Here is a 25,391-nt window from a genome sequence, read left to right on the forward strand (position 1 = left end):
CGCGCTGATCAGGCGGCCTTCTCGGCCTCAGGGTTAAAGCGACCGTAGAAGGTCTGGCCTTTCTCAGCCATCTCCCGCAGCAGCGGCGGGCAGGTGAAGCGTTCGCCGTATTTTGCGGTCAGCTGATCACAACGCTCGGCCGCATAGGGCGTGCCGATGATGTCCAGCCAGCTCAGCGGACCACCGGACCAAGGCGCAAAGCCCCAGGCGAGAATCGCGCCAACATCCCCTTCGCGGATGTCCATCAGAACACCCTCTTCCAGTGCGCGCACGGCTTCCAGAACCTGTGCGAACATCAGGCGTTCCTGCACCTCGATGAGGTCGGGCTGCTCGTCGGCCTGCGGGTATTTCTCCTGCATGCCCTTCCAGTAGCCCTGACGCTTGCCCTTGTCGTCATAGTCAAAGAAACCAGCGTTGGACTTGCGCCCCAGACGGCCCTGTTCCTCCATCCAGAAGATCAGATCATCCGCAGCGCTTTCGGGATAAGCATCTCCCATTGCCGCCTTGGTGGCGCGGGCGATCTTGGCACCCAGATCGATCGAGGTTTCATCGGTCAGTTGGATCGGACCAACCGGGAAGCCCAGCTGTCGTGCGGCATTGTCGATCAGCGCAGGGGCAACACCCTCGGTGATCATGCGCGCGCCTTCGTTCACGTAGGGGATGATGCAGCGGTTGCAGTAGAAGAACCGGGCATCATTGACCACGATCGGCGTCTTGCGGATCTGGCGTACATAATCCAGCGCCTTGGCCACCGCGCGATCACCGGTTTTCTCACCTTTGATGATCTCCACCAGGAACATTTTTTCCACCGGCGAGAAGAAGTGAATGCCGATGAACTGTTCCGGGCGCACCGAGGCCTCTGCCAGATCGGTGATCGGCAGGGTCGAGGTATTGGAGGCGAAGATGCAATCCTCAGGAATGATCGCCTCGACCTTTTTGGTCATCTCGGCTTTGACGCCGGGATCTTCAAACACCGCCTCAATGATCAGATCACAGCCCTTGAGGTTATCCAGATCCGGGGTTGCAGTGATGCGCGACAGCATCGCCTCTTTCTTCTCGGCGGTGACTTTGCCGCGCTTGATGCCCTTGTCGAGATAGCTCTCGGTATAGGCCTTGCCCTTGTCAGCGGCGTCCTGATCACGGTCAACCAGCACAACCTCCATGCCAGCCTGAGCGGAGACCAGCGCGATGCCTGCCCCCATCATGCCAGCACCCAGAACGCCGATTTTCTTCACGGACTGATCCTCGATACCCGCAGGGCGCACGGCGCCTTTTTCCAGCGCTTCCTTGTTGAGGAAGAGCGAGCGGATCATCGCCTCGGAGGAGGGGTTCATCAGCACATGGGTGAACCAGCGCGCCTCGATCTTCAGCGCGGTGTCAAAGGGCACGAGCGCGCCTTCATAGACCGCACTCAGCAGGGCCTTGGCCGCCGGGAAGGCACCGAAGGTCTTGCCATGCACCATGGCCGCAGCACCAAGGAAGGTCATGAAGCCTGCCGGATGATAGGGTGCGCCACCGGGCATTTTGTAACCCTTGGCGTCCCAGGGTTTGACGATATCGGCGTCTTTCGCCTCCAGTACCCAGGCGCGCGCAGCGGCCAGCGGATCTTCGACAACCTCGTCGATGATGCCAGCGCCCTTGGCTTTCTTGGGATCAACCAGCTTGCCTTCCAGCAGGAAGGGAGCCGCCGCCATGGCACCCATCTTGCGCACCAGACGGGTGGTGCCACCAGCACCGGGGAAAATGCCAACCATGATTTCCGGCAGGCCGATCTTGGCCTTGGGGTTGTCAGCAGCAAAGATGCGATGCGTGGACAGCGGTAGTTCCAGGCCAATGCCAACAGCGGTGCCGGGCAGGGCTGCCGCCACTGGTTTGCCACCCTTGTTGGTCTTGGGATCCATGCCGGCACGCTCGATCTTGCGCAGACCTTCGTGCATTTTCATGATGCCTTCGAACAGGCCCCGCGCGGGCTCGTCACCGGCATCCTCTTTCATCTTGGCCAGCACATTCAGATCCATGCCACCGGCAAAGTCTTTCTTGCCAGAGGTGATCACGATGCCCTTGACCGCGTCATCGGCCAGCGCGTCATCGACCAGACCGTCAAGGTCGATCATCGCCTGGCCGTTCAGCACGTTCATGGTTTTTCCGGGGCAGTCCCAGGTGATGATGGCGACGCCGTCGGCGTCTTTCTTCATTGTGAAATCAGACATATCTTCTTCTCCTGCCGCCTGGGTTACACGCGTTCAATGATGGTGGCCGCGCCCATGCCGGACCCGATGCAGAGCGTTGCCAGACCGGTTTCACGGTCGCTGCGCTCCAGCTCATCCAACAGTGCGCCGAGGATCATGGCGCCGGTGGCACCCAGCGGATGGCCCATCGCGATAGAGCCACCGTTGACGTTCACCTTGTCGTGGTCCACTCCAAAGGCCTGCTCGAACCGCATCACAACACTGGCGAAGGCTTCATTGACCTCAAACAGGTCGATGTCGCCAATTGCCATGCCGTTGTCGCGCAGGATCTTTTCTGTAACAGGCACAGGGCCGGTCAGCATGATGGTGGGGTCGGTACCGATCTTGGCGGTTGCTTTGATGCGGGCGCGGGGCTTCAGGCCCATCGCCTCGCCAAACTCTTTGTCGCCGATCAACACGGCCGCGGCGCCATCCACGATACCAGAGGAGTTGCCGGCGTGGTGGATGTGATTGATCCGCTCCAGATGCGGATATTTCAGCATTGCGATCTTGTCGAAGCCGGGCATCTGCTCACCCATCATCTGAAACGCGGGGTTCAGACCGCCCAGCGACTGCATATCGGTGCCGGGGCGCATGTATTCGTCATGGTCCAGGATGGTCAGCCCGTTGATGTCACGCACAGGTACGACGCTGCCCGCAAACCGGTTGTCGTCCCAAGCAGCCTTGGCCCGGCGCTGGGATTCCATTGCCATTGCGTCAGCGTCATCGCGCGAGAACCCGTATTCGGTCGCGATGATATCCGCTGAAATACCCTGCGGGACAAAATAGTTCTCGATTGCGATGGCAGGATCAACCGCGATGGCGCCACCGTCCATTCCCATGGGCACGCGGCTCATGGATTCCACACCACCTGCGATATAGGCGTGACCGGCGCGGCCACGGACCTGGTTGGCAGCCATGTTGACGGCTTCCAGACCAGAGGCACAGAAACGGTTGATAGAGACGCCTGGAATGGATTCATCCAAGTCAGAGGCCAGAACAGCGGTCCGGGCCAAGCAGGCGCCTTGCTCGCCGACCTGGGTGACGTTGCCCCAGATAACATCCTCAACCGCGTGACCTTCGAGGTTGTTGCGGTCTTTCAGAGCGTTGAGAGCCACTGCCGACAGCCGCGCGGCTGTCACTTCATGCAAGGACCCATCCTTGCGACCCTTGCCGCGCGGGGTGCGCACGGCGTCGTAGATATAGGCTTCGGTCATATCAGTCTCCTCAGGCTCGGTCCGACGGGTTGCCGGGCATTAGATCGTAGGGGGCTTTCCAGCCCGGTTGCGCGCTCAGCCGTGACAGCCAAGCGTCGATATTCGGCCACTCGGCTCGTTCGAAGCCGAAGGGTTCAGGGTAATAGAGATACGAACAGCAGGTCAGATCGGCGTTGGTGAGGCCGTCGCCCACGATCCAGTTGCGTCCCTCAAGGTGTTTATCCAGGATGGCATAAGCCGCCTTCAGTCGACCTTGCAGGAAGGCAATGACTTCTTGCGGGCGTTTGTCTTCAGGCAGGAAATTCATCAGGAAGCGGCAGAGACCGGCGTTGGAGGACAGTTTGTGATTGTCCCACAGCTGCCAGCGCAATATCTCGCGCGCCTCTTCCTGTGTCTTGCCGCCGAATTTGCCATAGGTATCTGACAGATACTGCTGGATGACGCCAGATTGGCTGAGCGTCAGATCTCCGTCGACCAGAACCGGGCATTCTCCCATCTCGTTTACATCGCTGCGAAAGGCTTCGCCGCGTGTGGTGCCGCTGAAGAAATCGACAAAGACCGGCTCCCAGGCGGTCCCGCCCAGTTCAAGCGCCAGTGCTGCCTTGTAGGAGTGGCCGCTTTCGCCGAAACAATAGAGTTTGATGCTCATGACATGTCCTTCCGGTTGCCGGAGCGCGTGGGGGTTTCACACCCCCACACCCCCGTGGAGTATTTGTGGAAAGATGACGGAGTGTTCACTCCGCATTAACAGTGGTGACGCGACGATGGCGGTGCGGGACAGGCTGAAGAGCCGATGCTCGTGAAAGGTGACGGCGCGCCGACCCATTAGGCGGAGAGCTCGGGGGGAGGCGCGTCTCATCCTGTCACCTTTCCCCAAATACTCCCGCCGGAGGCTTCCCTCAGATGCGGAGCTTGATGCCGTCAGCACTGTCACAGGGACCTCGCAATCAGTTCCTTCATGATCTCATTGGTGCCGCCATAGATCCGCTGGACGCGGGCATCTGCCCACATCTCTGCCACAGCATATTCCTGCATGAAGCCATAGCCACCGTGCAGCTGAACGCATTCATCAAGAACCTCGCCCTGTGTGTCCGTGATCCAGTACTTCGCCATCGCGGCCTTTTCCACCGTCAGCTTACCCTGGAGATGTTCGACCATACATTCGTCGAGGAAGGCGCGGGCGATCTTGGTTTTGGTCTGGCATTCCACAAGTTTGAAGCGGGTGTTCTGAAACTGGGTGAGCGGGCCGCCGAAGGCTTCGCGTTCCTTGCAATAGGTGATGGTGCGTTCAACTGCACCTTCCATGGCGCCGACAGCGCCACAGGCAATGATCAGCCGTTCCTGGGGCAGCTGCTGCATCATCTGGTAGAAGCCCTGACCCTCGGTTCCGCCCAGAATATTCTCCGGGGCGATTTCCACATTGTCGAAGAACAGTTCCGATGTATCGGCGGCATGCAGGCCCACCTTGTCGAGGTTGCGGCCACGGCTGAACCCATCGGCGCCATCGGTCTCCACAGCCACCAGTGAGATGCCTTTGGATCCTTGCGACGGGTCGGTTTTGGCGGCAACCAGGATCAGGTTGGCGTGTTGGCCGTTGGTGATGAAGGTTTTCTGACCGCTCAGCCGATAGGCGTTGCCGTCTTTGACGGCCTTTGTCTTGATGCGCTGAACATCCGACCCGGTGGAGGGTTCTGTCATTGCCAAGGCGCCGACCAGCTCACCGGTGATCATCTTTGGCAGCCAGCGCTGCTTCTGCTCTTCAGTGCCATAGGACAGTACGTAGTGGGCGACGATGCCCGAGTGGATGCCATGGCCCCAGCTGGCGAGGTTGGCGCGGCTGCCTTCGATCAGGATTGCGGCTTCATGGCCGAAATCACCACCGACACCGCCGTATTCTTCCGGTACGGAGGGGCAGAGCAGGCCTAGCGCGCCGGCTTCATTCCAGGTGGAGCGATCCATCATCCCCTGCTTGCGCCAGGTCTCGAATTTTGGTGCCCATTCACGGGTGATGAACTGCGCTGTCATATCAGCCAGCATCTGGTGTTCATCGGTCATCCAGCTGGAGTGTTGCTCTGCGCTCATGGGGCTCCCCTTGGTGTCTGTATCGTGCCTTGTGGCATCTGTTGTCTGCTGGTGGCGCGTACCCACCTATCGTTTGCGGTCCTCAAGCTCGGCGTTGAACAGCCGCAGTCTGTGGGTGAGGTTGTCGCTGTTTGTCACGCTGTCGAAATTCTCAAACAGAAAAGACAGGGCTTCGCCTTCGTCGAGGCCGGCCTCCTGAGAGAATTTTCGCAACCGGCGGTAGCCGTCTTCGGTCATGGCGACCGGCAGGCGGCGTGTGAGGCGAAAGCGTTTGGGCATGGTCTCTCCTCCGATTGCGGCTCCCCGGAAGACCTCCGGAGCGCCAGTCTGTTATATCTGCCCCGGTGTCAGATGACGGGGCGGATGTCGGAGCCCCTATGAGGATGGGGCTCCGATCTGCGTAAATCGCGGCTCAGAACTGGTCTGCGGCCAGCGCCATAACGGTGTCGCCACCGGTCTGGATACGGCTGAGATGCAATGCAGTCGCAGGCAGTTGGCGTGCCATGTAATAGCGCCCGGTCGCGATTTTTGTCTCGTAGAACGCGGCGTCAGAAGACCCGGCGTCAAGCTCAGCCTGTGCAGCTTTTGCCATCTCGGCCCACATCAGGCCGAGGCAGACATGGCCGAACATATGCATGAAGTCATAAGAGCCGGAGAGCGCGTTGTTCGGGTTAGTCATGCCGTTTTGCATGAAATACATGCCTGCGGCCTGCAAGTCCTTCGACGCAGCTTTCAGAGGCTCAATGAACTCTTTGCTGTAACCTTCGGAGATATCGCCGTTTTCTTTGCAGAAATTCTTGACCATCTCGAAGAACGCCATGACGTGCTTGCCGCCATCCTGCGCCAGTTTGCGGCCAACCAGATCCAGGGCCTGAACGCCGTTGGCGCCCTCATAGATCATCGCGATCCGTGCGTCGCGGGTGTACTGGGACATACCCCATTCTTCGATGTAGCCGTGGCCACCATAGATCTGCTGGGCTTGAACGGTCATGTCGTAGCCCTGATCGGTGAGGAACCCCTTGATCACGGGGGTGAGCAGTGAGATCAGCCCATCTGCGTCCTTGTCCTCGGCGCGGTGCGCCTGGTCGATCATCTTGGCCCCCCAGAGGATAAAGGCGCGCGCGCCTTCTGCAAAGCTTTTCTGATCCATCAGATTGCGGCGAATGTCCGGGTGAACGATCAGCGGGTCTGCCGGGCCATCCGGGTTCTTCACGCCGGTGACATCGCGCCCCTGAAGACGGTCCTTGGCGTATTCCAAGGCGTTCTGATAAGCGGCCTCGGCCTGGGCCAGACCCTGCATGCCAACGCCGAGACGGGCCTCGTTCATCATGGTGAACATGGCGCGCATGCCTTTATGCTCAGTGCCGAGCAGGTAACCGGTGGCGCTGTCATAGTTCATCACACAGGTGGAGTTGCCGTGGATGCCCATCTTTTCTTCGATCTTACCGACCGACACGCCGTTGCGATCGCCGAGCGAGCCATCGTCCTTCACGATGAATTTCGGTACGATGAACAGGGATACGCCCTTGATGCCGTCGGGGCCGCCGGGGATCTTGGCCAGCACCAGATGAATGATGTTGTCGGCCATGTCGTGATCGCCGGAGGAGATGAAAATCTTCTGGCCAGTGATCTTGAAGCTGCCGTCGTCCTGTGGCTCGGCCTTGGTGCGCATCAGACCCAGATCGGTGCCGCAATGCGGTTCGGTCAGGTTCATGGTGCCGGTCCATTCGCAGGAGACCATCTTGGGCAGATAGGTGTCCTTCTGCGCGTCGGTGCCATGGGCGAGGATAGCGGAGGCGGCACCATGGGTCAGGCCCTGATACATGGTGAAGGCCTGGTTCGCGGCAGAGAACATCTCGCCCACGGCGGTGCCCATCACGTAGGGCATGTTCTGACCGCCATACTGCTCTGGCATGTCCAAACCGGTCCAGCCGCCCTCCTTCACTTGCTCAAACGCAGCCTTGAACCCTGTGGGGGTGTAGACCACGCCATTCTCAAGACGGCAGCCCTCGATGTCACCTACGGTGTTCAGCGGGTGCAGCACTTCGCTAGAGATCTTGCCGGCCTCTTCCAGAACGGCGTTGGTGAAATCGGCATCCAGCTCGTCGTAGCCGGGGATGCCGGACTGAGAGATCTTTAGAACATTGTGCAGAATGAACTGGGTGTCTTTGATCGGGGCGGTATAACTGGGCATCGCGGTCCTCGCTGTGGTTCTGCGGTGTCTGTCTGGATCATCCTTCCCAAAAACGGGAAAGATGGAAAAAACGGGCCGGGGTCTATTCCGCGGCTTCTTGTTTGGCGCTCATTGAGGCGATCACACGGTCCCCCCAACGCAGCTGTTCTTTTAGATCGTCAATGGCTTCGGTCAGCTCATCGCGCTGACGCTCCATGTCGGCCAGGCGTTCACAGGCAATGTCATAGGTCCGCGTCAGCTGTGTCAGTTGCTGATCGCCCATGTGGTACAAGTTCAAAAGTTGCCGAATTTCCTCAAGGCTAAAACCAAAGCGTTTGCCACGCAGGATCAGTTTCAGGCGCGCTTGGTCACGTTTGGTGAACAGACGTTTCTGACCCTCGCGGATCGGAAACAACAGTTCTTTCGCCTCATAGAAGCGCAACGTACGCGGCGTTACGCCGAATTCATCGCACATCTGGCGAATGGATTTGGTTTCATCGGTCATCGTGTCACTCATAACTGCGGGTGTGAGCCTTAAGGTGAGCAGCTTGCCCTGCGTTTACAACAGGAACTTGACGTTGACGTAAGTTGGACGCTGCGTCACTTTCCTGGGTGACGTGGGATCCGGTAAGATGACGCAGCGTTATCTTGATTGTGCGGCAATGGGTTGCCCAGGGAAATAGGGGTATTTTGAAATTTTACGGGCATTATTAGCGTGGATTTTGTGTCTAATATGTTCGATTAATTTGACTGAAACCGCCGCGCTGCGATCGCAATACAGGAGGTGATTTGGGTAAAATGGACAAACGCCCCACCAATCCGGCAGGGCGTTTCGAGTAGAGATTCGATGATAGGTTCCCCGACAGGGGCAGTGGTCAGGCGTCCTGTGATAGCAGGCTTAGGGTCGTGGCGCGCAGATCGTGAAGCTCTTGCAGGGCCTCGTCCAGTTGCTCGCGCTGCTTGCGCAGCTCGCTCATCTGACGGTCGGCCATTTCGACAAAGGCGCGGTTTTGCGCCTCATCGCCCTCATTTTCATAGATCAGCAGCCACTGGCGGATCTCTTCCAGCTGAAAGCCGAACTTACGTCCGCGCATGATCAGCTTCATCCGGGCCCGCTCACGGGCACCGTAAAAGCGGGACCGACCTTCGCGGTCGGGTTGCAACAATTCGATGTACTCGTAGTAGCGAAGCGTGCGCGGGGTCACGTCGAATTCGCTGCACATCTCCTTGAATGACAATTTTTGTTCGGTCATTCCCAATTCTCCCTTACCCGCAAACTAAGCGCAACCGACAGGGGGTTCAACCGCTGGGGTTGCTCTTCGGCCAAGGTATGGCTGATAAAGAGGAAATCAAAACAACGGGGGGCCTCATGGTCGACAAGACTTTATTGGCGCGACAGTTCATCGAAGCCATTCCTCACGCGCAGGAGCTGGGGATGAGGTTGACGGAACTGGGAGAGGGCTCCGCCGAGATTGTCATGCCCTATGACGAGAAGCTGATTGGTGATCCGGAAACTGGGGTTATCCATGGTGGGGCTGTGTCGGCCCTGATGGATACCTGTTGCGGGGCTGCGGTGATGTGCCATCCTTCGGGGCCGGGGGGGACTGCAACCATTGATCTGCGCATTGATTACATGCGCGCAGCAACTCCCGGACAGCGGATCCTGACCCGTGCCACGTGCCATCACATGACCCGCAATGTCGCCTTTGTGCGCGCCACCGCCATGGATGAAGATGAGGCTAACCCGGTCGCGACCGCTGTTGGCGCCTTTACCGTGGAGAGCAAGTTTTGAGCCGTCCGCGTCCCGAACCCGTCCAAGTGGTGAAACAACGGCGCGATGCAGCTCTCGCAGCCCTTGTGGCTTCCGTGCCCTATGCGCGCTTTCTCAACATCACGTTTGACCGTCGCGGAGATGAGTTGACGGCCCAGTTGAATTTTGATCACAAACTGATCGGTAACCCATTTCTTCCGGCCATTCATGGTGGTGTGACGGCCGCGTTTCTGGAGATGACGGCGGTCATGACACTCACCTGGGCGAACCTCTGGGAACGCATCGAAAGCGGCAGTCTTGATGTCGAGGAATTGGCCTCTGGCAAGCTACCACGCCAGCCCAAGACCATTGATTTCACGGTGGACTACCTGCGGTCAGGCCTGCCGAGGGATGCTTATGCACGGGCAACGGTGTCGCGGTCAGGTCGACGCTATGCCTCGGTCCATGTGGCGGCCTGGCAGGATCACAGAGACAAGCTTTTTGCCCAGGCAACGGGTCACTTTCTGATGCCTCAGGAGGCGGCAACGCACTCCTCGGCCTCGCCGGAATTTGTGGCTGATGCCGCGCCGGACGACAAGGCTTAGACGAATATGACAGGCACCAGCGCCGCAGGGAGCGAGCCGATTAGCCATAAGCGCGTGTTGAAAATCGCGCTGCCGATTGTGCTGTCCAATGCCACCGTGCCGATCCTGGGCGCGGTGGATACCGGCGTTGTTGGTCAGATGGGATTGGCTGCGCCGATTGGCGCGGTTGGCATCGGGGCGGTCATTCTGGCCACGATTTACTGGATCTTCGGATTTCTGCGGATGGGCACCACTGGGCTGGCTGCGCAGGCGCGCGGAGCCGGGGGTTGGGCTGAAACCGGTGCGTTGTTGACCCGAGGTGTCCTGCTGGCGTTTGCTGCTGGAGCCGTGTTTATCGCTGGACAGGCCGCCGTGTTCTGGGGGGCGTTCGCGCTTGCGCCCGCCAGCGCCGAGGTTGAGGGGCTCGCCCGCGCCTATCTGGAGATCCGCATCTGGGGGGCACCCGCGACCATTGCGCTTTATGCAGTGACCGGCTGGTTAATCGCGGTGGAGCGGACGCGCGGGGTCTTTGTGCTCCAGATCTGGATGAATGGCCTCAATATCCTGTTGGACCTTTGGTTTGTGCTGGGGCTTGGCTGGGGCGTTGAGGGGGTGGCAGTTGCTACTCTGATCGCGGAATGGAGCGGTCTTGCACTGGGACTTTGGCTGTGTCGCGATGCCTTTGCGGGGCGTCAGTGGCGCAACTGGGGGCGGGTCTTTGATCCGGTTCGGCTCAAGCGTATGATGCAGGTCAATGGCGACATCATGATCCGCTCCGTGTTGCTGACGGGGTCTTTTACCACCTTCCTGTTCATCGGTGCCGATCTGGGCGATGTCACGTTGGCGGCCAATCAGGTGTTGCTGCAATTTGTGGAGATTACCGCCTTTGCGCTAGACGGCTTTGCCTTCTCCGCAGAGGCGCTGGTCGGCAGCGCAGTAGGGGCCAAGGCGCGGATGCAGCTGCGGCGCGCGGCGGTTGTGGCCAGCCAATGGGGCGTCGGCGGCGCAATTGCGCTTGGGCTGCTCTTCTGGCTTGGCGGTGGGTGGCTGATTGACGTTATGTCCACGTCTGAGGAAGTACGCGCGGCGGGGCGTGATTATTTGATCTGGGCGGCCATCCTGCCGCTGATCAGCGTCGCCAGTTATATGTTCGACGGCATCTATATTGGTGCCACCTGGACCCGCGATATGCGGATCGCGATGCTGCAATCGGTGGCAATCTATGTGGTTGCGTTGGTGGTTTTGGTGCCGACACTCGGCAATCACGGGCTTTGGGCGGCCCTGATGGTGCTGAACGTAGCGCGTGGGGTGACACTTGGCCTGCGCTATCCACGACTGGAGGCGCAGGTCGGCAGCTAAGAACACAACTGGCGCTCTTAGCTAGGTTCTAAAGCAGGGTCTTGAGGGCCTCTGTCGGACGACCAATCACGGCTTTGCCGCCTGCGATTGCAATGGGGCGTTCGATCAGGATCGGATGCGCAGACATGGCTGACAGAAGATCCGGCTCGGCGCTGTCTTTGGTCAGGCCCAACTCCTTGAAGAGCGTCTCTCCGGTGCGCATCATATCCACCGCAGAGATATTGAGCGCTGCCACCATCTCTTTCAGTTCAGCAATGGAGGGGGTGTCGTCGAGATAAGCCCGCGTCTGCACTTCTGCGCCGTGTGCCTTGAGCAGCGAAAGACCTGCGCGGGATTTGGAACAGCGTGGGTTGTGCCAATAGATAATCATAGCCAGTCGCCTCGCTTACTGGCGACAGCATCTGCGACATTGGCGTAGCCGTCTCGCGCCAGAAGATCGTCCAAACCGCGTGCGATGTCACCCGCCAGCGACAAGCCGCCATAGACCATGGCCGTGTAGAATTGCACTGCCGAGGCGCCAGCGCAGATCTTGGCATAGGCCTGCTCTGCGTTGGAGATGCCGCCGACGCCGACCAGCGGCACGCGACCGTCCAGCAACTCGGACAGCTGCGCCAGAACACGGGTGGATTTCTCGAACAGGGGCGCACCAGACAGCCCGCCCATTTCGTTGCGGTGGGCACTGTTCAGGCCGTCGCGATCAAGGGTGGTATTGGTGGTGATCACCGCATCAATTCCGGTTTCAACAGCGACCTCGGCGATATCTTCGATCCCGGCGCGATCAAGGTCGGGGGCGATTTTCAGAAATACTGGCACCCGCCGATTCAGCTGATCACGGCTGTCGATCACGCCATTGAGCAGGGCCGAAAGCGCAGCTTTTCCCTGCAGGTCACGCAGTTTTTCGGTATTGGGCGAGGAGACATTGACCGTGGCGAAATCCAGATGCTCACCACAATGGGCAAGCACCTTCGCAAAATCCGCTGCCCGATCACTACTGTCCTTGTTGGCGCCAAGATTGAGGCCGATCACCGCGTCCTGCGGGCGTGCGGCAAGGCGTTGGCCGATCACCGTCATGCCTTCATTGTTGAAGCCAAATCGATTGATGGCGGCCTGATCTTCGGTCAGGCGGAACAGGCGGGGGCGCGGGTTGCCTGGCTGGGGGCGGGGCGTGGCAGCGCCCACCTCGATAAACCCAAAACCGGCTTGGCTAAGGGGGCGCAGCGCTTCGGCATTTTTGTCAAAGCCCGCGGCCAGCCCTACTGGGTTGGGCAGTGTCAGACCTGCGATCCGTGTCGCAAGCCGAGGCGATGTCACCGGGCCGGGGGAGGGCGTCAGCCCCAGTTTCAGCGCCTTGATTGACAGGCCATGGGCGGCTTCCGGATCGCAGCGGTGTAGCGCCGTGAGCGCCAGACGTTCAACAAGGCTCACACCATGTCCTCCGGGAACTGATGCGTGCCATTGACCAGCGGCAGGGGTTTCGCCCATAACACGTCGTTCATGGTCATTTTGCGATAGAGATGCGGAAACTCGGCCCCGCCGCGCGAGATTTCCCAACGCAGATCTGGGGCCAAACCTTGGGCGTCAACAGCGATAAGCCATAGCCCTTCGGCGTCCGCGAAATGCTTGGCTGCGGTCTCTTGGGACTGGCTGGCGGTGGAGAAATGAATGTAACCATCGCTCAGGTCGATGGGGGCGCCAAGGGTCTCGCCCTCTGTCTGAAGCGCGGTCCATTCGTCGGTGCGGAAAATCTTGTAGATGAGCATGGCGCGGTGATGCCCTGCGCGTCGGGGTGAATCAAGGCTGAATGTAACCATGTTTGACGCAAGGGCAGTACGGAGGTGATTTTTTCCCCTTTGACTGTGCGGAGATTTCCTCGCACCATTCGTCCAATAGAAAAACAAGGGGAGTATCATTCCATGATGACGCGTTTTCTGACGTCTGTTGCAGCGCTTGGCCTGACCGCTGGCGTAGCGGCAGCAGATTACAAGCTGACAATTTTGCACACCAATGACTTCCACTCGCGGTTTGAGCCGATCAGCAAGTATGACAGTGGTTGCCGTGACGGCGACAATGCTGAGGGCAAGTGCTTTGGTGGATCCGCGCGTCTGGTAACGGCGCTTGCGGACGCGCGTGCGCGCAGCAACAACAGCATTCTTGTGGATGGCGGCGATCAGTTTCAGGGCTCGCTATACTACACATACTACAAGGGCAAAGTTGCCGCCGAGATGATGAACAAGCTGGGCTATGACGGCATGACCGTCGGCAACCACGAGTTTGATGACGGTCCCGAGGTGCTGCGCGGCTTTATGGATTCGGTGCAGTTCCCTGTGTTGATGTCCAACGCCGACGTCAGTGGCGAACCTGCGCTTGCGGACGTGCTGCGCAAATCCACCGTGATCGAACGCGGCGGCGAGAAGATTGGTCTGATTGGTCTGACGCCCGAGGACACACCTGATTTGGCAAGCCCAGGCAAGAACATCACCTTTACCAATCCCGTGGATGCGGTCCAAGTCGAGGTCGACAGGTTGACCGCAGAGGGCGTGAACAAGATCATCGTGCTCAGCCATTCTGGCTATGCGGTGGACCAGCGGGTTGCGGCCGGCACCACCGGGGTGGACGTGATTGTCGGCGGGCACAGCAACACCTATCTCTCCAACACCTCAGAAAAAGCCGCAGGCCCGTATCCGACCATGATCAATGATGTGGCCATCGTTCAGGCCTATGCCTACGGCAAGTTCCTGGGTGAGCTGAACATGATCTTTGACGATGCCGGGAATGTCATTGAGGCGGTGGGTGAGCCGCTGGTGATGGATGGTAGCGTTGCCGAAGATGAGGGTACCGTTGCGCGGATCGCAGAACTTGCACAGCCCTTGGACGAGATCCGCAATAAAGTCGTCGCTGAAAGCGCCGAAGCCGTCGATGGCGACCGCAACAATTGCCGCGTGCAGGAATGCCAAATGGGCAACCTGGTGGCCGATGCAATGCTCGACCGTGTAAAGGACCAAGGCGTCAGCATCGCCATCGCCAATTCCGGCGGCATCCGTGCGAGCTTGGAGCCGGGTGAAGTCACCATGGGAGAAGTTCTGACGGTACTACCGTTCCAGAACACGCTCTCGACCTTTGAAATCACTGGCGAACAGGTCATTGCGGCCCTTGAAAACGGAGTGAGTCAGGTCGAAGAGATTAAGGGTCGTTTCCCGCAGGTCGCGGGTCTGAAGTTCACCTGGGATCCGTCGGTTGCCCCTAATGAGGGCCGTATCCAAGATGTCATGGTTGGCGAAAGTGGTGGCTTCGCACCGATTGACCCGGTCAAGACCTATGTGGTTGTTACCAACAACTACGTCCGCAACGGCGGCGATGGCTACAAGGTTTTTGCAGGCGATGACAAGAACGCCTATGACTTTGGCCCGGATCTGGCTGATGTAATGGCAGAGTATCTGATCGAGAACTCCCCCTATAAACCCTACACCGACGGTCGCATCAGCCAGAAGTGAACAGGCGCAGCCATTACGCTGCCTCAACAACCTAGACTGGACCGCGCCGCATCTTCGGCGCGGTCTTTGTTTTTCTAATTCGTTAGGGCATAATATCGCTATGGATCACCCCCTGATTGACCTTATCAATGCTCGTATCGAAACAGCGGAGGCCGATGGCGCTTTTGATAATCTGGCAGGAGCGGGCAAGCCGTTGCCAAAGATGGATGACCCGGAAAACGCGTTGATCAACAGGTTGATACAGGAAAACGGGGCAGTGCCGGAATTTGTCAGCCTGTCCCGCACATTGGCAAGCCTACGAGACGACTTACAGGGAACTGGTGATCGCACACGTCGACGTGAAATTCTTCAAGAAATGTCGTTGCTGGAAGCGCGCATCGACATAGCGCGCAAAGCCTTTGTGAAATAGGTATTTTCCAGAGCAGAGAGGGAGATGCATAAACGATGACGTTTGTAGTCTGTAACTTTGCTCAAAGCACTGTCACTGTCTCAGCTATCCGTCAGTCCGTTGCGGTACGGTTGGCGCACGATGAGGGGCCCGGCGCAGTCCGCCGCTTAATTGGGTGACCTTCGTCAACAGGCTGGTCATCTGTGCCTGTTCCGCAGGCGTCAACCCGGTTAGAATTTCGGCTTGTAGCGCTTGTACGATTGGCAGGGCTTCTATTAACAGCGCATGGCCCTCGTCGGTCAGGGTGACAACGCGTGCGCGACGGTCAGTCGGAGACACGCTGCGTCGGATCAGAGCCTTTGACTCCAACCTATCGATCACCTTTCCAAGGGTCGCGCGATCATAGGCAATGCGGGCTGCGATAGTGGCCTGATCAACGCCAGGCTGATGTGCCACTGCCTCGATGGCCGCAAACTGTACCGGGGTCAGATCAATAGCATTTCGGGCCATATGATCGGCAAACAGCGCTACCGATATCTGGTGCAACCGTCTGATCAGATGGCCGGGGAACTGCAAGGTATCAACTTGTGAATCCGTCATGACCAGCCTCCCGTTGAATAAGCCATATCCTTCACACCCAGCAGCTGCGGGTGCGATAAGTAATGGATAGAAAATCAAACGAATCTTCGAACTATAGTAAATTGTTTATGGTTCAAATGGAATGCGACTTTTCCTTATGGCGGCAGCGCTATAGATCAGCGGCTATGGCCATTCATTTTACATCGTTATCCGAAATCCTTGATCAGGACTACGATTGCGTCATTGATGTGCGAAGTCCCGCCGAATTCGCCGAAGATCACTGGCCGGGTGCGGTCAACCTGCCCGTTCTGGACAACGAAGAACGCGCGGAAGTCGGCACGATATATGTGCAAGAGAGCCCGTTTCTGGCGCGCAAGGTTGGCGCGGCCAAAGTGTTTCATAATGCCGCTGATCATGTCGAGCAAAGGCTGAGCCACCATCCCGGTTCCTGGCGGCCACTGGTCTATTGCTGGCGGGGTGGTCAGCGCTCGGGCAGCTTTACATGGCTGCTGCAACAGATCGGCTGGCGCGCCGATGTGGTTGAGGGCGGTTATCAAAGTTACCGACGTCTGGTGAATGACTACCTCTACAAGGCAACACTGCCGCATCGCTTTGTGGCGCTGGATGGCTATACCGGTACCGCCAAGACCGAGATCCTTAAACGTGTCGCAAGTCTGGGCGGACAGGTTCTTGATCTTGAAGAGGTAGCGCATCATCGTGGATCGCTTCTGGGGGATTTCTCCACACCGCAGCCCAGCCAAAAAGCATTTGAATCGGAAATCGCGGGTCAACTGGCCCGGATGAATGCAGACCGCGCTGTGCTGGTCGAAGCAGAATCCAGTAAGATCGGTGCCCGGATCATTCCACCGCGGCTCTGGGCCGGGATGAAACAGGCCCCCCGCATCAATATAGAGGCACCAGTGGCGGCGCGCTGCCAATATCTGGTCGCCGGCTATGACGATATCCTCTCAAATTCTGATATGCTGCGGGATCGTTTGGACGGTCTGCGTGCCCATCGCTCCAACGCGGTTGTCGATGGCTGGTTGCAGTTGATTGCCGATGGTGACAAGCCGGGCCTAACAGCGGCATTGATCCAGCAACATTATGATCCCGCCTATGAAACAGCACGCCGTGCCATCGGGGCAGAGGTGGTTCGTACCCTTAGGGCGGATGATCTGGGGGAGGGCGAACTGGACAGGCTGGCGGCAGAGATTCTGCAGGAACTCAATCAGCTCTAACGCCGGAAAGTGGTACAGCCGCGGCGTGCGCAACAGGCGGGCACGTTAGCTGAGGGTAATTGTGCCAGCCGATGTGACCATACGGCCAATGATCGCTGCGTCGTGCGCGTGCTCTTGCAGCTTTGGCAACAATGCCTTTGCCTGACCCGCAGGCAATGCTGCCAACAGCCCACCTGCGGTCTGCGGGTCAAACAGAAGATCTTGCAACCCGCCCGTTGCAATTTCTGGCAGCATGGCCGCATTTTCGTCAAAGAGTGAGGACCGGACACCGCGCGAAGTGAGCGTCGCCGCCCCGGGCAGAAGCGGTATCGCCTCAAGGGTGAGATCCGCGCCGAGGTTTGAGGCCACGCAGATACCCAGCAGATGGCCAAGCAGACCAAATCCGGTAACATCTGTCATCGCATTTGCCCCGCGCAGTAACTCTGCGGTGTTGCTCTGTGACTGGCACATCCCTGCCAAAGCTGTTGCAACCCAGGCGCCATCAGCCTGACCAGCCATTTCAGCGGCCATGATCACGCCGGTACCAAGGGGCTTGGTCAGGATCAGCGCATCGCCGGGCTGCGCACCAGCCAGCGTGATCGGCGGCTGATTGCATAGCCCAGTGACCGTAAAACCGATAGTCAGCTCATCTCCGGCAGATGTATGGCCGCCAACAACCTCGGCGCCAGCACCGCGGATGGTCCCCCCCGCTGCAACCATGATTTCGCGCAGCGTGCGTGCCTGAAGGGCTGGCGATAACTTCGGTACAATCAGATTGGCTGTTGCCGCCTGAGGGCGGGCCCCCATCGCCCAGATATCGCCAAGCGCATGAACGGCTGCGATCCGCGCCATAATAACAGGGTCAGCGGTAAAGGCACGCAAATGGTCGGTGCTGATGACCTGTCTTTGCCCACCGGTGATCAGCAGCGCTGCGTCATCGCCGGGTAGTGCAGTCACGTCACCACGCTGAATGGCAGGCTGGGCCAAAAGTGTGGCTTTCAGCGCGCGGGCGCCAACCTTTGCACCGCAACCGCCACACATCGGCTTGTCACCCAGACTCTCGGGCAGATCATAAGTATGTTCCGGCGGCAGGGCAGGGGTGTCCATCTGCGGAAAATTACGAAACTGCGCCATAAAACCTTGGTCTATACGGTCCTTCCAGCGCCAAACCCATGCGCCGGAAAACGTCTGGCCAAAGCGTTCACCAACAGCTGTTTTATCGCCCATGGAGATCAATTTGAGGTAGTCTTTTTGGGGGTGGTAGCGACGCAAGGGGGCACGCGTCAGACGGGCCCGAAGATTGTGAAACAGGATCGGTGCCTGACGAACGGCGTAGACCCCGGCCTTGGGGCGCGGCGCGGCATCGAAATGAGCACAATCGCCACTGGCAAAGACGTCTACCTCATTGGTTTGCAAATACTCATCGACGCTTAGGAACCCCATGTGAAGATCCAGCCCGCTATGCGCAAGCCAAGAGTAAGGGCGGGCACCTGCCGCCCCAGTGGTGAAATCTGATCGGATCGCGCGCCCATCGGATAGAACAATACGTTCAGCCTCGATCTGGCTGATGCTGGCATGTTCGATGATCGTGACACCAAGGTTGGTAAGGGCGGCTCGCAGACATCTGCGTGCCTTGTTGCCCGTGTCGGCGAGAATCTCACTGCGATCAATCAAGGTCGCTTGGGTCAGCCTGCCGCGGGTGCGCAGGGCATGTGTCATGGCGAGGATCAATTCGACCCCGGCAACGCCGCCGCCCATCACAGCAATATGCGCCGGGCCATCAGCCTTGCGAAAGGCGTGCCAGCTGGCGGCAAAGCGGCCAAGAGGTTTGGCCGGGATCGCATGATCGGCAAAGCCTGTGATATCTGGCATGGCAGAGGTGATGCCCACATTGATCGCGGCGACGTCGTAGGCAATCGGCGGGCGACCAGCGACGTGGATTTCACGAGCGTCGGTATCAATATGTTCAGCAGATCCCAGAATCACCCGCGCGCCTGCAAAACGCGCAAGTTTCACGAGATCAATATCCAGCGCGTTCCGGTCATAGTGGCCTGCCACAAATCCCGGTAGCATGCCAGAATAGGGTGCGGTGGGGCCTGGGTTGATGACGGTCAATCTGGCGCCCGCCAAGGGCCGCATTCCCCATTCGCGCAACACCAGTGCATGGGTATGTCCGCCACCGATCAACACCACGTCTTTGGTCAGGGGCAGGGGGGCGGTGTGCATGGCGGTTCTCATTGCAGGGCGAAAAGAGACCCACCCGAATACAGTATGTCCCGGATGAGAGATCCCCTCCAAGGGGGGGGTGCGGATCAGACCTCGGGGCCGATCACTTCGTTTTCGGGTTTTTTGTGCGTTGCCCAGACCTTATCTTGGCCTGCATCCGGCAGGCTCTCTGGGGTGTCATGCCGGTGGATATGCACCTTGGCAATGAAATTTGCTGTGATCGGTGCCGTTAGAAACAGAAATAGCGTGATCATCAGTTCGTGCACTGACAGGTGATGCTCATACACTGCTGCATGGGTCATAGAGGCAAGGAGCACACCGCCCACGCCCAGCGTTGTTGCTTTGGTCGGGGCATGAAGCCGCGACATGCGGTCGTTCAGCTTTAGCAGTCCAAAGGACCCAACGATGCCGAAGATGCCCCCGATCACAAGAAACCCGGCAATGATGATGTCAAAGAACATGTCCATTGTCTGCCCTCACTCGATGATGTTGCCGCGCAGGATGAACCGCGCGTAGGCCACAGTGGAGACAAAGCCAAGCATGGCAATGATCATCGCGGCCTCAAAGAAAATCTCGGTTCCCAGTGCTAAACCATAGAGCACCATCAACGCGATGGCGTTGATGAACATAGTATCCAGCGCCAGGATGCGGTCTGCGACATCGTCGGCGGCGACCACTTTCCAAAGGTTCATCACAAGCGACAGCGCAAAGCAGAGAAACGCAAAGATTGCAGCTGTTTCGATCATTCGAAAATCTCCTTCAGGCGGCGTTCATAGCGATCTTTGATCTCGTCGCGTACGGCCTCTGGGTCAGGGGCGTCCAGGCAATGAACCAGCAGCGCATGGCCCTCGGCTGAGAGGTCCGCCGACACGGTGCCGGGTGTCATGGTGATGGTTGCGGCCAGAACCGTGATTGCCTCAGGGGTGCGCAGGTCCAGGGGAATGGTCACCCAATTCGGGTGGCGGCTGGCGTTGGACTTAAACAGCACGATCTTGGCAACGACCAGATTGGCCACGACGATATCGTATAGCACCACAAGGATGTAGCCGATGATCTTGACCGGCTCCTTCATCTTCAACTGCTGTGGCCAATAGGGCTGCGTCAGAAAGGGGATCAGCACCCCCAACATGAAACCAAAGACCAGTGAGTTCAGCGACCAGCCATTGACCAGCAACAGCCATGTCAGGGTCAGAACCAGTGTCAGGATCGGGTGTGGCAGTATGCGGCGCATCAGGTTCATTTTGTGCCCCCCCCTAGGACCGCTTCAAGATAGGCAGTTGGTGTGAACAACTGAGCCGCCGTTGCGTCCGCGTAGCGGGTCATTGGCCCTGAAAAAATGGTCAGGAACACCAGCGCCGAGATGAGACCAAAACAGACGACCAGTGGCAGAACTTGCTTTGCTGCCGGGGCAGCAGTGGCATCGCCGTCCAGCAGGGGCTCTGGATCAGTGCCGACGTCGGGCGATGTTTCGGCTGAGTCAGCCAAACCATGGCTTTTCCAGAAGATCATCGTACCGGCACGGGCCAGACCGATGATCGTCACCAGCGAACCAATCAGAATGACTGCCCAGATCCACCAGACCAGATCGTGGTCGCGGGCCGCATCCATCACCAGCAGCTTACCGACAAAGCCAGAAAGCGGTGGCATACCCGCCAGCGCAATGGCTGCGACGAAGAACATCACTGATAGCAATCCGCTTTGCGGCATCAACCGCATTGCCGCAACGGCCCCACCCTGACGTTCCATCACCTGATCGGCAATCAGGAACATCAAAGCTGTCGCCAGTGTCGAATGCACGATGTAGTAGAGCGCGGCACCGGCGGCGGCTGGGGTGAACAGCGCAATGGAGATCAGCAACGTTCCCATGGATGTGATAGCCGCAAAGGCGACCAACCGTCCGATTTCGCGCGATCCGAGGACCCCTATCGCGCCAACCGCCAACGTCAGCAACGCAGCGGGCAACAGCCAATCACTAACTAAACCAGCAGTGGCAGCGACATCTGGTCCAAAGACCAGCGTATAGATGCGCAAGATGGAATAGGCGCCAACCTTGGTCATGATCGCAAACAGTGCGGCGACTGGCAGCGGGGCCAGACTGTAGGACGCAGGCAGCCAAAAATGCAATGGCAGGACAGCGGCCTTGATAGCAAAAACCAACAGCAACATCACCGCGCCAACCCGCAATAGGGCGGTTTCATCTGCCGACATTTCGGCCACACGCACGGCGAGGTCTGCCATGTTTAGCGTGCCCGTGACTGCATAAAGCGTGCCAAGCGCAAACAGGAACAGTGTTGAGCCCAAGAGGTTGTAGACAACGTATTGAACACCCGCCTGAAACCGTCTGGCCCCGCCTGCGTGGATCATCAACCCATAGGAGGCGATCAACAGCACCTCAAAGAACACAAACAGGTTGAAGGCATCGCCGGTCATAAATGCGCCCAGAATGCCCATGATCTGAAATTGAAATAACGCATGGAAATTTGCCCCGCGCGAATCCCAGCCGGTACCGATCGCATATAGCACGACAGCCAGTGCCAGCACCGAGGTAAGAACGATCATCATTGCTGATAGACGATCCAGCACCAGCACAATGCCAAAGGGCGCAGGCCAGTCACCCAACTCATAGACCTGCACAGTACCGTCAGCCGCTTGTGCTGCCAGCGCCAGCGTCAGGCACATCACCAACACGCTGCTGGCGACCGAGAAGATACGTTGCAGGTCCAGATGGTAGCGCAGCACCATGATGATAAAGGGCGCAACGATTGCTGGCAGGACAATCGGCGCAATCACGAGGTGGTTCATGCGTCATCTCCCGCTTTGGCATCGTCATCGCTGAGGTTGATCCGGTCATCCTGCGACGACAGATAGGCCCCAAGCGCTATCATCACCACCACCGCTGTCATACCAAAGGAGATCACGATGGCGGTCAGAACCAATGCCTGCGGCAGCGGGTCGGTATAAGGAACCTCTTCGTATTTATTGAGAATTGCGGGCGCATTCGTCATCAACCGTCCGGTGGCAAACAGGAACACGTTTACGGCATAGGACAGTAGCGACAGACCTAGGATGACCGGAAAACTGCGACGCCGCAGGATCAGGTAGATGCCGGCCGTCGTCAGAATGCCCACGGCCGAGGCGACTAGAAGTTCCATATTCAGCCCTCGTTCTCGGTCTTGGCCACGTCATCGCGGGCCGGGTTGATATCCATGGCATGGCTGCTGTCCGTTCCGGGTTGCCAAGCAAAGCGCGACAGGCTCTCCAGCGCCAGCAGCACGGCGCCAACAACAGCAAGGAACACGCCGAGGTCAAACAGTGCTGCGGTGGCCCACTCGAACTCCTCCAGCGGTGCCCAATGGACGTAGCCAAAGGCACTGGTCAAGAAGGGCTGGCCACTGAACCACGACCCCATCCCGGTTGCGGCGGCAATCAGAACACCGGATCCGATGATGCCATGATAGGGATAGCGCTGCCGCTCGGTCGCCCAGGCAAAACCCGACGCCATATACTGCATGATGACAGCGATTGCGGCGATCAGCCCGGCGATAAAGCCCCCACCTGGCAGGTTGTGACCGCGGAAAAAGATATAGGCCGCAACCATCAGAGCCAGCGGCATCATCACGCGGGTGGCAACAACCATCATCATTGGATGAGAGTCGCCCGCCTGCGGCAGATCCGGTTTCCGGTTGAGCAGATAGGCGCGCACACGGGTGCCCAGAATGGCCTCGGTCAAGGCAAAGATAACCAGTGCGGCAATGCCCAGAACGATGATCTCACCAAAGGTATCAAAGCCCCGGAAATCCACCAGGATCACATTGACCACATTGGTACCGCCGCCGCCCTTGTAAGAGTTCTCAAGGTGAAAGCCGGAAATCGTCTCGCCAATAAAATCACGCGTCATTAGCGCATAAATTAAGCCGCTCACACCAAGGCCTGCAACGCTCGCGATGGAGATGTCGCGAAACCGCGCACCTGCGGAGCTTTCGATGGGTGTCTCCTTCGGCATGAAGTTCAGCGCCAACAGCATCAGGATGATGGTCACAACCTCAACCGAAATCTGCGTCAGGGCGAGATCCGGCGCGGACATGTAGTTAAATCCCATGGAAACCACGAGGCCAACAACCCCGATCAGCACCAGCGCGAGCAATCGGTTGCGGTGCATTGCGACCAGGAAACCAGTGGCGATCAGCAGACTAGCCCAGCCGATGATCGGGATCAGACCGACGTCCTGCACACTGCGCGTCGGAGCTGCCATCGTGCCGGACTGGTAGGCGTAATACGACAGCGCTGCGGTAAAGGTGATCATGATTGCAGCGTAGCGTTGCATGGATCCATTGTGCATCGCATCGGTAACGTTACGCGCCAGTGCAGTGAGCGTCGCAATGATCGCGTCAAAGATGGTCTTTGCCTCCGGGCGCGGGGTTGCATTCCACATGCGCGTCAAAGGCCTGTGCAGCATTAGCAGAATGGCACCGCCGACAACGGCGACCAGCGACATATAAAGCGCAGGCGTGAACCCGTGCCATAGTTTCAGCGAATAGTAGGGCAGCTTTTCGCCACCAATCACCGCAGAAGAGGCCGTCGCAACCAGAGGTCCGACGATCTTGGCGGAGAACAGGCCAATTAACACCACAAGTCCAACGAGGAAAGCCGGTGCGAGCCACATGCCTGCGCCCGGATCATGTGGTGTTGCGGGATAATTATCCCGCTTCGGGCCCAGAAAAACATGCACAATGAAGCGGAAGGAATATGCAGCGGAGAACAGTGCGCCCAGCAGCGCGAGACCGGGCACGATATAGTGTGAACTGCCCCAGACCGTATGTACCGTTTCTTCCAGCATCATTTCCTTGGAGAGAAACCCATTGAAGGGCGGGATACCGGCCATCGACAATGCCGCCACCGTCGCAATGGCAAAGGTGATTGGCATAAGGTGACGCAACCCGCCCAACCGCTTGATATCGCGGGTGTGGGCTTCGTGATCAATGATGCCTGCACTCATAAACAGCGCTGCCTTAAAGGTGGCGTGGTTGATGATATGAAATACTGCCGCCACCGCCGCAAACTTGGTCCCAAACCCAAGAAGCATGGTAATCAGACCGAGATGGCTGACGGTAGAGAATGCCAGCAGCGCCTTCAGATCATCCTTGAATAGTGCAATGACTGCCCCTAGCACCATCGTGATAAGTCCGGTGGTGGCGACGATATAGAACCACTCAGGCGTACCAGCCAAAACCGGCCACATCCGGGCCATCAGGAACAGGCCTGCCTTAACCATGGTGGCCGAATGAAGATAGGCTGAAACGGGGGTTGGTGCCGCCATTGCATGCGGCAGCCAGAAATGAAACGGAAACTGCGCCGATTTGGTAAAGGCACCGATTAGGATCAGAACAAGCGCAGGCAGATAAAGTGGCGAATCCTGAATGATCTCTTTCGAACCCAGGATCACCGTCAAATCATAAGAGCCGACAATATTGCCAAGGATCAGCATGCCCGCGATCATAGCCAGACCACCCGCACCAGTCACAGTCAACGCCATACGCGCGCCTTGTCGACCTTCCGGCAGATGTTTCCAATAGCCGATCAATAGGAAAGAACTGAGCGACGTCAGCTCCCAGAAAATCAGCAAAAGCAGGATATTGTCAGATGTGACAATCCCCACCATCGCGCCCTGAAACAGCAGAAGATAGGTGTAGAAATTGCCCATCGGATCTTCGCGCGACAGGTAGAACCGCGCATAGAGAATGATCAAAAGACCAATGCCCAAGATCAAACTGGCAAAGAGAAACCCAAGCCCATCCAGAAAGAAGTTGGCATTCAGCCCCAAACTGGGCAGCCAGTCGAATTGGGCCTGTATAACTTCTCCTCGCATCACTGCCGGTGCGTGCAACATGAGGCCGACAAATGCGAGCAAAGTGGTCAGGCCCGCCGCCGAGGCCGAGGCATTGCGCCCAGCACGGATCAATAGTGCGGGAAACACCGCACCCAGAAAGGGCAGGGCTGCAATTAAGAACAGGGACACGTGCGGTTCTCCTCCATGCACAAGGCCAGATCGTTTGCTGCCTAAGCAATTTTTCGCAACTGTGCCAGCCCCGACCGCGCC

The 25,391-nt window shown here is 58.3% G+C and carries 25 protein-coding genes; 6 read left to right on the top strand and 19 right to left on the bottom strand.

What is annotated here, in order from left to right; translation table 11 throughout:
* Nucleotides 1-8: 8 nt before the first annotated feature.
* From PhaeoP97_RS05940 to PhaeoP97_RS05975, 8 genes are all read right to left on the bottom strand, one after another.
* On the bottom strand, nucleotides 9-2,210 hold the full coding sequence (locus PhaeoP97_RS05940; protein ID WP_072504292.1) for a 3-hydroxyacyl-CoA dehydrogenase NAD-binding domain-containing protein: 2,202 nt from the start codon (nucleotides 2,208-2,210) through the stop codon (nucleotides 9-11).
* A 23-nt stretch (nucleotides 2,211-2,233) separates the two neighbouring features.
* A complete protein-coding gene (locus tag PhaeoP97_RS05945) occupies nucleotides 2,234-3,445 on the bottom strand; it encodes an acetyl-CoA C-acetyltransferase (protein ID WP_072504293.1) in 1,212 nt (403 codons plus the stop codon).
* A 10-nt stretch (nucleotides 3,446-3,455) separates the two neighbouring features.
* Nucleotides 3,456-4,094 (bottom strand): glutathione S-transferase family protein, encoded by a 639-nt coding sequence (locus tag PhaeoP97_RS05950; protein WP_072504294.1) that lies wholly within the window; start codon nucleotides 4,092-4,094, stop codon nucleotides 3,456-3,458.
* A 281-nt stretch (nucleotides 4,095-4,375) separates the two neighbouring features.
* The gene (locus PhaeoP97_RS05955) at nucleotides 4,376-5,527 is read right to left on the bottom strand and encodes an acyl-CoA dehydrogenase family protein (protein ID WP_072504295.1); all 1,152 of its coding nucleotides are present in this window, start codon (nucleotides 5,525-5,527) and stop codon (nucleotides 4,376-4,378) included.
* Nucleotides 5,528-5,593: 66 nt separating this feature from the next.
* Nucleotides 5,594-5,806: a hypothetical protein gene (locus tag PhaeoP97_RS05960; RefSeq protein WP_072504296.1), complete on the bottom strand. Its 213-nt coding sequence runs from the start codon at nucleotides 5,804-5,806 to the stop codon at nucleotides 5,594-5,596.
* Between the two features lie 133 nt (nucleotides 5,807-5,939).
* On the bottom strand, nucleotides 5,940-7,721 hold the full coding sequence (locus PhaeoP97_RS05965; RefSeq protein ID WP_072504297.1) for an acyl-CoA dehydrogenase C-terminal domain-containing protein: 1,782 nt from the start codon (nucleotides 7,719-7,721) through the stop codon (nucleotides 5,940-5,942).
* A gap of 82 nt (nucleotides 7,722-7,803) precedes the next feature.
* Nucleotides 7,804-8,205, bottom strand: a complete 402-nt coding sequence (locus PhaeoP97_RS05970; RefSeq protein WP_014879722.1) for a MerR family transcriptional regulator — start codon at nucleotides 8,203-8,205, stop codon at nucleotides 7,804-7,806.
* Between the two features lie 370 nt (nucleotides 8,206-8,575).
* Nucleotides 8,576-8,953 (bottom strand): MerR family transcriptional regulator, encoded by a 378-nt coding sequence (locus PhaeoP97_RS05975; RefSeq protein WP_014874337.1) that lies wholly within the window; start codon nucleotides 8,951-8,953, stop codon nucleotides 8,576-8,578.
* 116 nt (nucleotides 8,954-9,069) lie between these two features.
* Here PhaeoP97_RS05975 and PhaeoP97_RS05980 point away from each other — a divergent pair, with 116 nt between their 5' ends.
* Genes PhaeoP97_RS05980 through PhaeoP97_RS05990 form a run of 3 tightly spaced genes read left to right on the top strand, consistent with a single transcriptional unit; the run spans nucleotide 9,070 to nucleotide 11,393 of the window.
* Entirely contained in the window at nucleotides 9,070-9,492 is a 423-nt protein-coding gene (locus PhaeoP97_RS05980) for a PaaI family thioesterase (protein ID WP_072506327.1), read from the top strand.
* A complete protein-coding gene (locus PhaeoP97_RS05985) occupies nucleotides 9,489-10,055 on the top strand; it encodes a PaaI family thioesterase (protein ID WP_072504298.1) in 567 nt (188 codons plus the stop codon). The genes PhaeoP97_RS05980 and PhaeoP97_RS05985 overlap by 4 nt, the downstream gene beginning before the upstream one ends.
* A gap of 6 nt (nucleotides 10,056-10,061) precedes the next feature.
* Nucleotides 10,062-11,393 carry an MATE family efflux transporter gene (locus PhaeoP97_RS05990; protein WP_072504299.1) on the top strand — a complete coding sequence of 444 codons (1,332 nt, stop codon included), beginning with the start codon at nucleotides 10,062-10,064 and terminating at the stop codon, nucleotides 11,391-11,393.
* A gap of 28 nt (nucleotides 11,394-11,421) precedes the next feature.
* Here the strand turns inward: PhaeoP97_RS05990 and arsC are convergent, their stop codons facing one another.
* Genes arsC through PhaeoP97_RS06005 form a run of 3 tightly spaced genes read right to left on the bottom strand, consistent with a single transcriptional unit; the run spans nucleotide 11,422 to nucleotide 13,153 of the window.
* Nucleotides 11,422-11,763 carry an arsenate reductase (glutaredoxin) gene (arsC, locus tag PhaeoP97_RS05995; protein WP_072504300.1) on the bottom strand — a complete coding sequence of 114 codons (342 nt, stop codon included), beginning with the start codon at nucleotides 11,761-11,763 and terminating at the stop codon, nucleotides 11,422-11,424.
* Nucleotides 11,760-12,818, bottom strand: a complete 1,059-nt coding sequence (locus PhaeoP97_RS06000; RefSeq protein WP_072504301.1) for a quinone-dependent dihydroorotate dehydrogenase — start codon at nucleotides 12,816-12,818, stop codon at nucleotides 11,760-11,762. The genes arsC and PhaeoP97_RS06000 overlap by 4 nt, the downstream gene beginning before the upstream one ends.
* Entirely contained in the window at nucleotides 12,815-13,153 is a 339-nt protein-coding gene (locus PhaeoP97_RS06005) for a DUF952 domain-containing protein (RefSeq protein WP_072506328.1), read from the bottom strand. Before PhaeoP97_RS06005 ends, PhaeoP97_RS06000 begins: the two co-directional genes overlap by 4 nt.
* 153 nt (nucleotides 13,154-13,306) lie before the next feature.
* Between PhaeoP97_RS06005 and PhaeoP97_RS06010 the strand changes: the two genes are divergently transcribed.
* Nucleotides 13,307-14,884: a bifunctional metallophosphatase/5'-nucleotidase gene (locus PhaeoP97_RS06010; RefSeq protein WP_072504302.1), complete on the top strand. Its 1,578-nt coding sequence runs from the start codon at nucleotides 13,307-13,309 to the stop codon at nucleotides 14,882-14,884.
* A gap of 100 nt (nucleotides 14,885-14,984) precedes the next feature.
* Nucleotides 14,985-15,293, top strand: a complete 309-nt coding sequence (locus PhaeoP97_RS06015) for a DnaJ family domain-containing protein (protein WP_072504303.1) — start codon at nucleotides 14,985-14,987, stop codon at nucleotides 15,291-15,293.
* 84 nt (nucleotides 15,294-15,377) lie between these two features.
* Here PhaeoP97_RS06015 and PhaeoP97_RS06020 read toward each other — a convergent pair whose 3' ends face one another.
* Nucleotides 15,378-15,872 (bottom strand): MarR family winged helix-turn-helix transcriptional regulator, encoded by a 495-nt coding sequence (locus PhaeoP97_RS06020; protein ID WP_072504304.1) that lies wholly within the window; start codon nucleotides 15,870-15,872, stop codon nucleotides 15,378-15,380.
* A gap of 164 nt (nucleotides 15,873-16,036) precedes the next feature.
* Between PhaeoP97_RS06020 and mnmH the strand changes: the two genes are divergently transcribed.
* Nucleotides 16,037-17,089 carry a tRNA 2-selenouridine(34) synthase MnmH gene (gene mnmH, locus PhaeoP97_RS06025; RefSeq protein ID WP_072504305.1) on the top strand — a complete coding sequence of 351 codons (1,053 nt, stop codon included), beginning with the start codon at nucleotides 16,037-16,039 and terminating at the stop codon, nucleotides 17,087-17,089.
* Between the two features lie 45 nt (nucleotides 17,090-17,134).
* Here mnmH and selD read toward each other — a convergent pair whose 3' ends face one another.
* The 7 genes from selD to PhaeoP97_RS06060 form a co-directional block, all read right to left on the bottom strand.
* A complete protein-coding gene (selD, locus tag PhaeoP97_RS06030; protein WP_072504306.1) occupies nucleotides 17,135-19,294 on the bottom strand; it encodes a selenide, water dikinase SelD in 2,160 nt (719 codons plus the stop codon).
* An 86-nt stretch (nucleotides 19,295-19,380) separates the two neighbouring features.
* Nucleotides 19,381-19,761, bottom strand: a complete 381-nt coding sequence (locus tag PhaeoP97_RS06035; protein WP_072504307.1) for a Na+/H+ antiporter subunit G — start codon at nucleotides 19,759-19,761, stop codon at nucleotides 19,381-19,383.
* A gap of 9 nt (nucleotides 19,762-19,770) precedes the next feature.
* Nucleotides 19,771-20,040 (bottom strand): K+/H+ antiporter subunit F, encoded by a 270-nt coding sequence (locus tag PhaeoP97_RS06040; RefSeq protein ID WP_072504308.1) that lies wholly within the window; start codon nucleotides 20,038-20,040, stop codon nucleotides 19,771-19,773.
* Complete coding sequence (locus PhaeoP97_RS06045) at nucleotides 20,037-20,534, bottom strand: Na+/H+ antiporter subunit E (RefSeq protein ID WP_072504309.1); 498 nt, start codon at nucleotides 20,532-20,534, stop codon at nucleotides 20,037-20,039. Before PhaeoP97_RS06045 ends, PhaeoP97_RS06040 begins: the two co-directional genes overlap by 4 nt.
* Nucleotides 20,531-22,096 (bottom strand): monovalent cation/H+ antiporter subunit D, encoded by a 1,566-nt coding sequence (locus PhaeoP97_RS06050; RefSeq protein WP_072504310.1) that lies wholly within the window; start codon nucleotides 22,094-22,096, stop codon nucleotides 20,531-20,533. The genes PhaeoP97_RS06045 and PhaeoP97_RS06050 overlap by 4 nt, the downstream gene beginning before the upstream one ends.
* Nucleotides 22,093-22,446, bottom strand: coding sequence for a Na+/H+ antiporter subunit C (locus PhaeoP97_RS06055; RefSeq protein WP_072504311.1), 354 nt, complete (start codon nucleotides 22,444-22,446; stop codon nucleotides 22,093-22,095). The genes PhaeoP97_RS06050 and PhaeoP97_RS06055 overlap by 4 nt, the downstream gene beginning before the upstream one ends.
* Nucleotides 22,447-22,448: 2 nt before the next feature.
* Nucleotides 22,449-25,310 (bottom strand): monovalent cation/H+ antiporter subunit A, encoded by a 2,862-nt coding sequence (locus PhaeoP97_RS06060; protein ID WP_072504312.1) that lies wholly within the window; start codon nucleotides 25,308-25,310, stop codon nucleotides 22,449-22,451.
* Nucleotides 25,311-25,391 lie beyond the last annotated feature (81 nt).

It is taken from the genome of Phaeobacter porticola, assembly GCF_001888185.1.
Taxonomy (GTDB): domain Bacteria; phylum Pseudomonadota; class Alphaproteobacteria; order Rhodobacterales; family Rhodobacteraceae; genus Phaeobacter; species Phaeobacter porticola.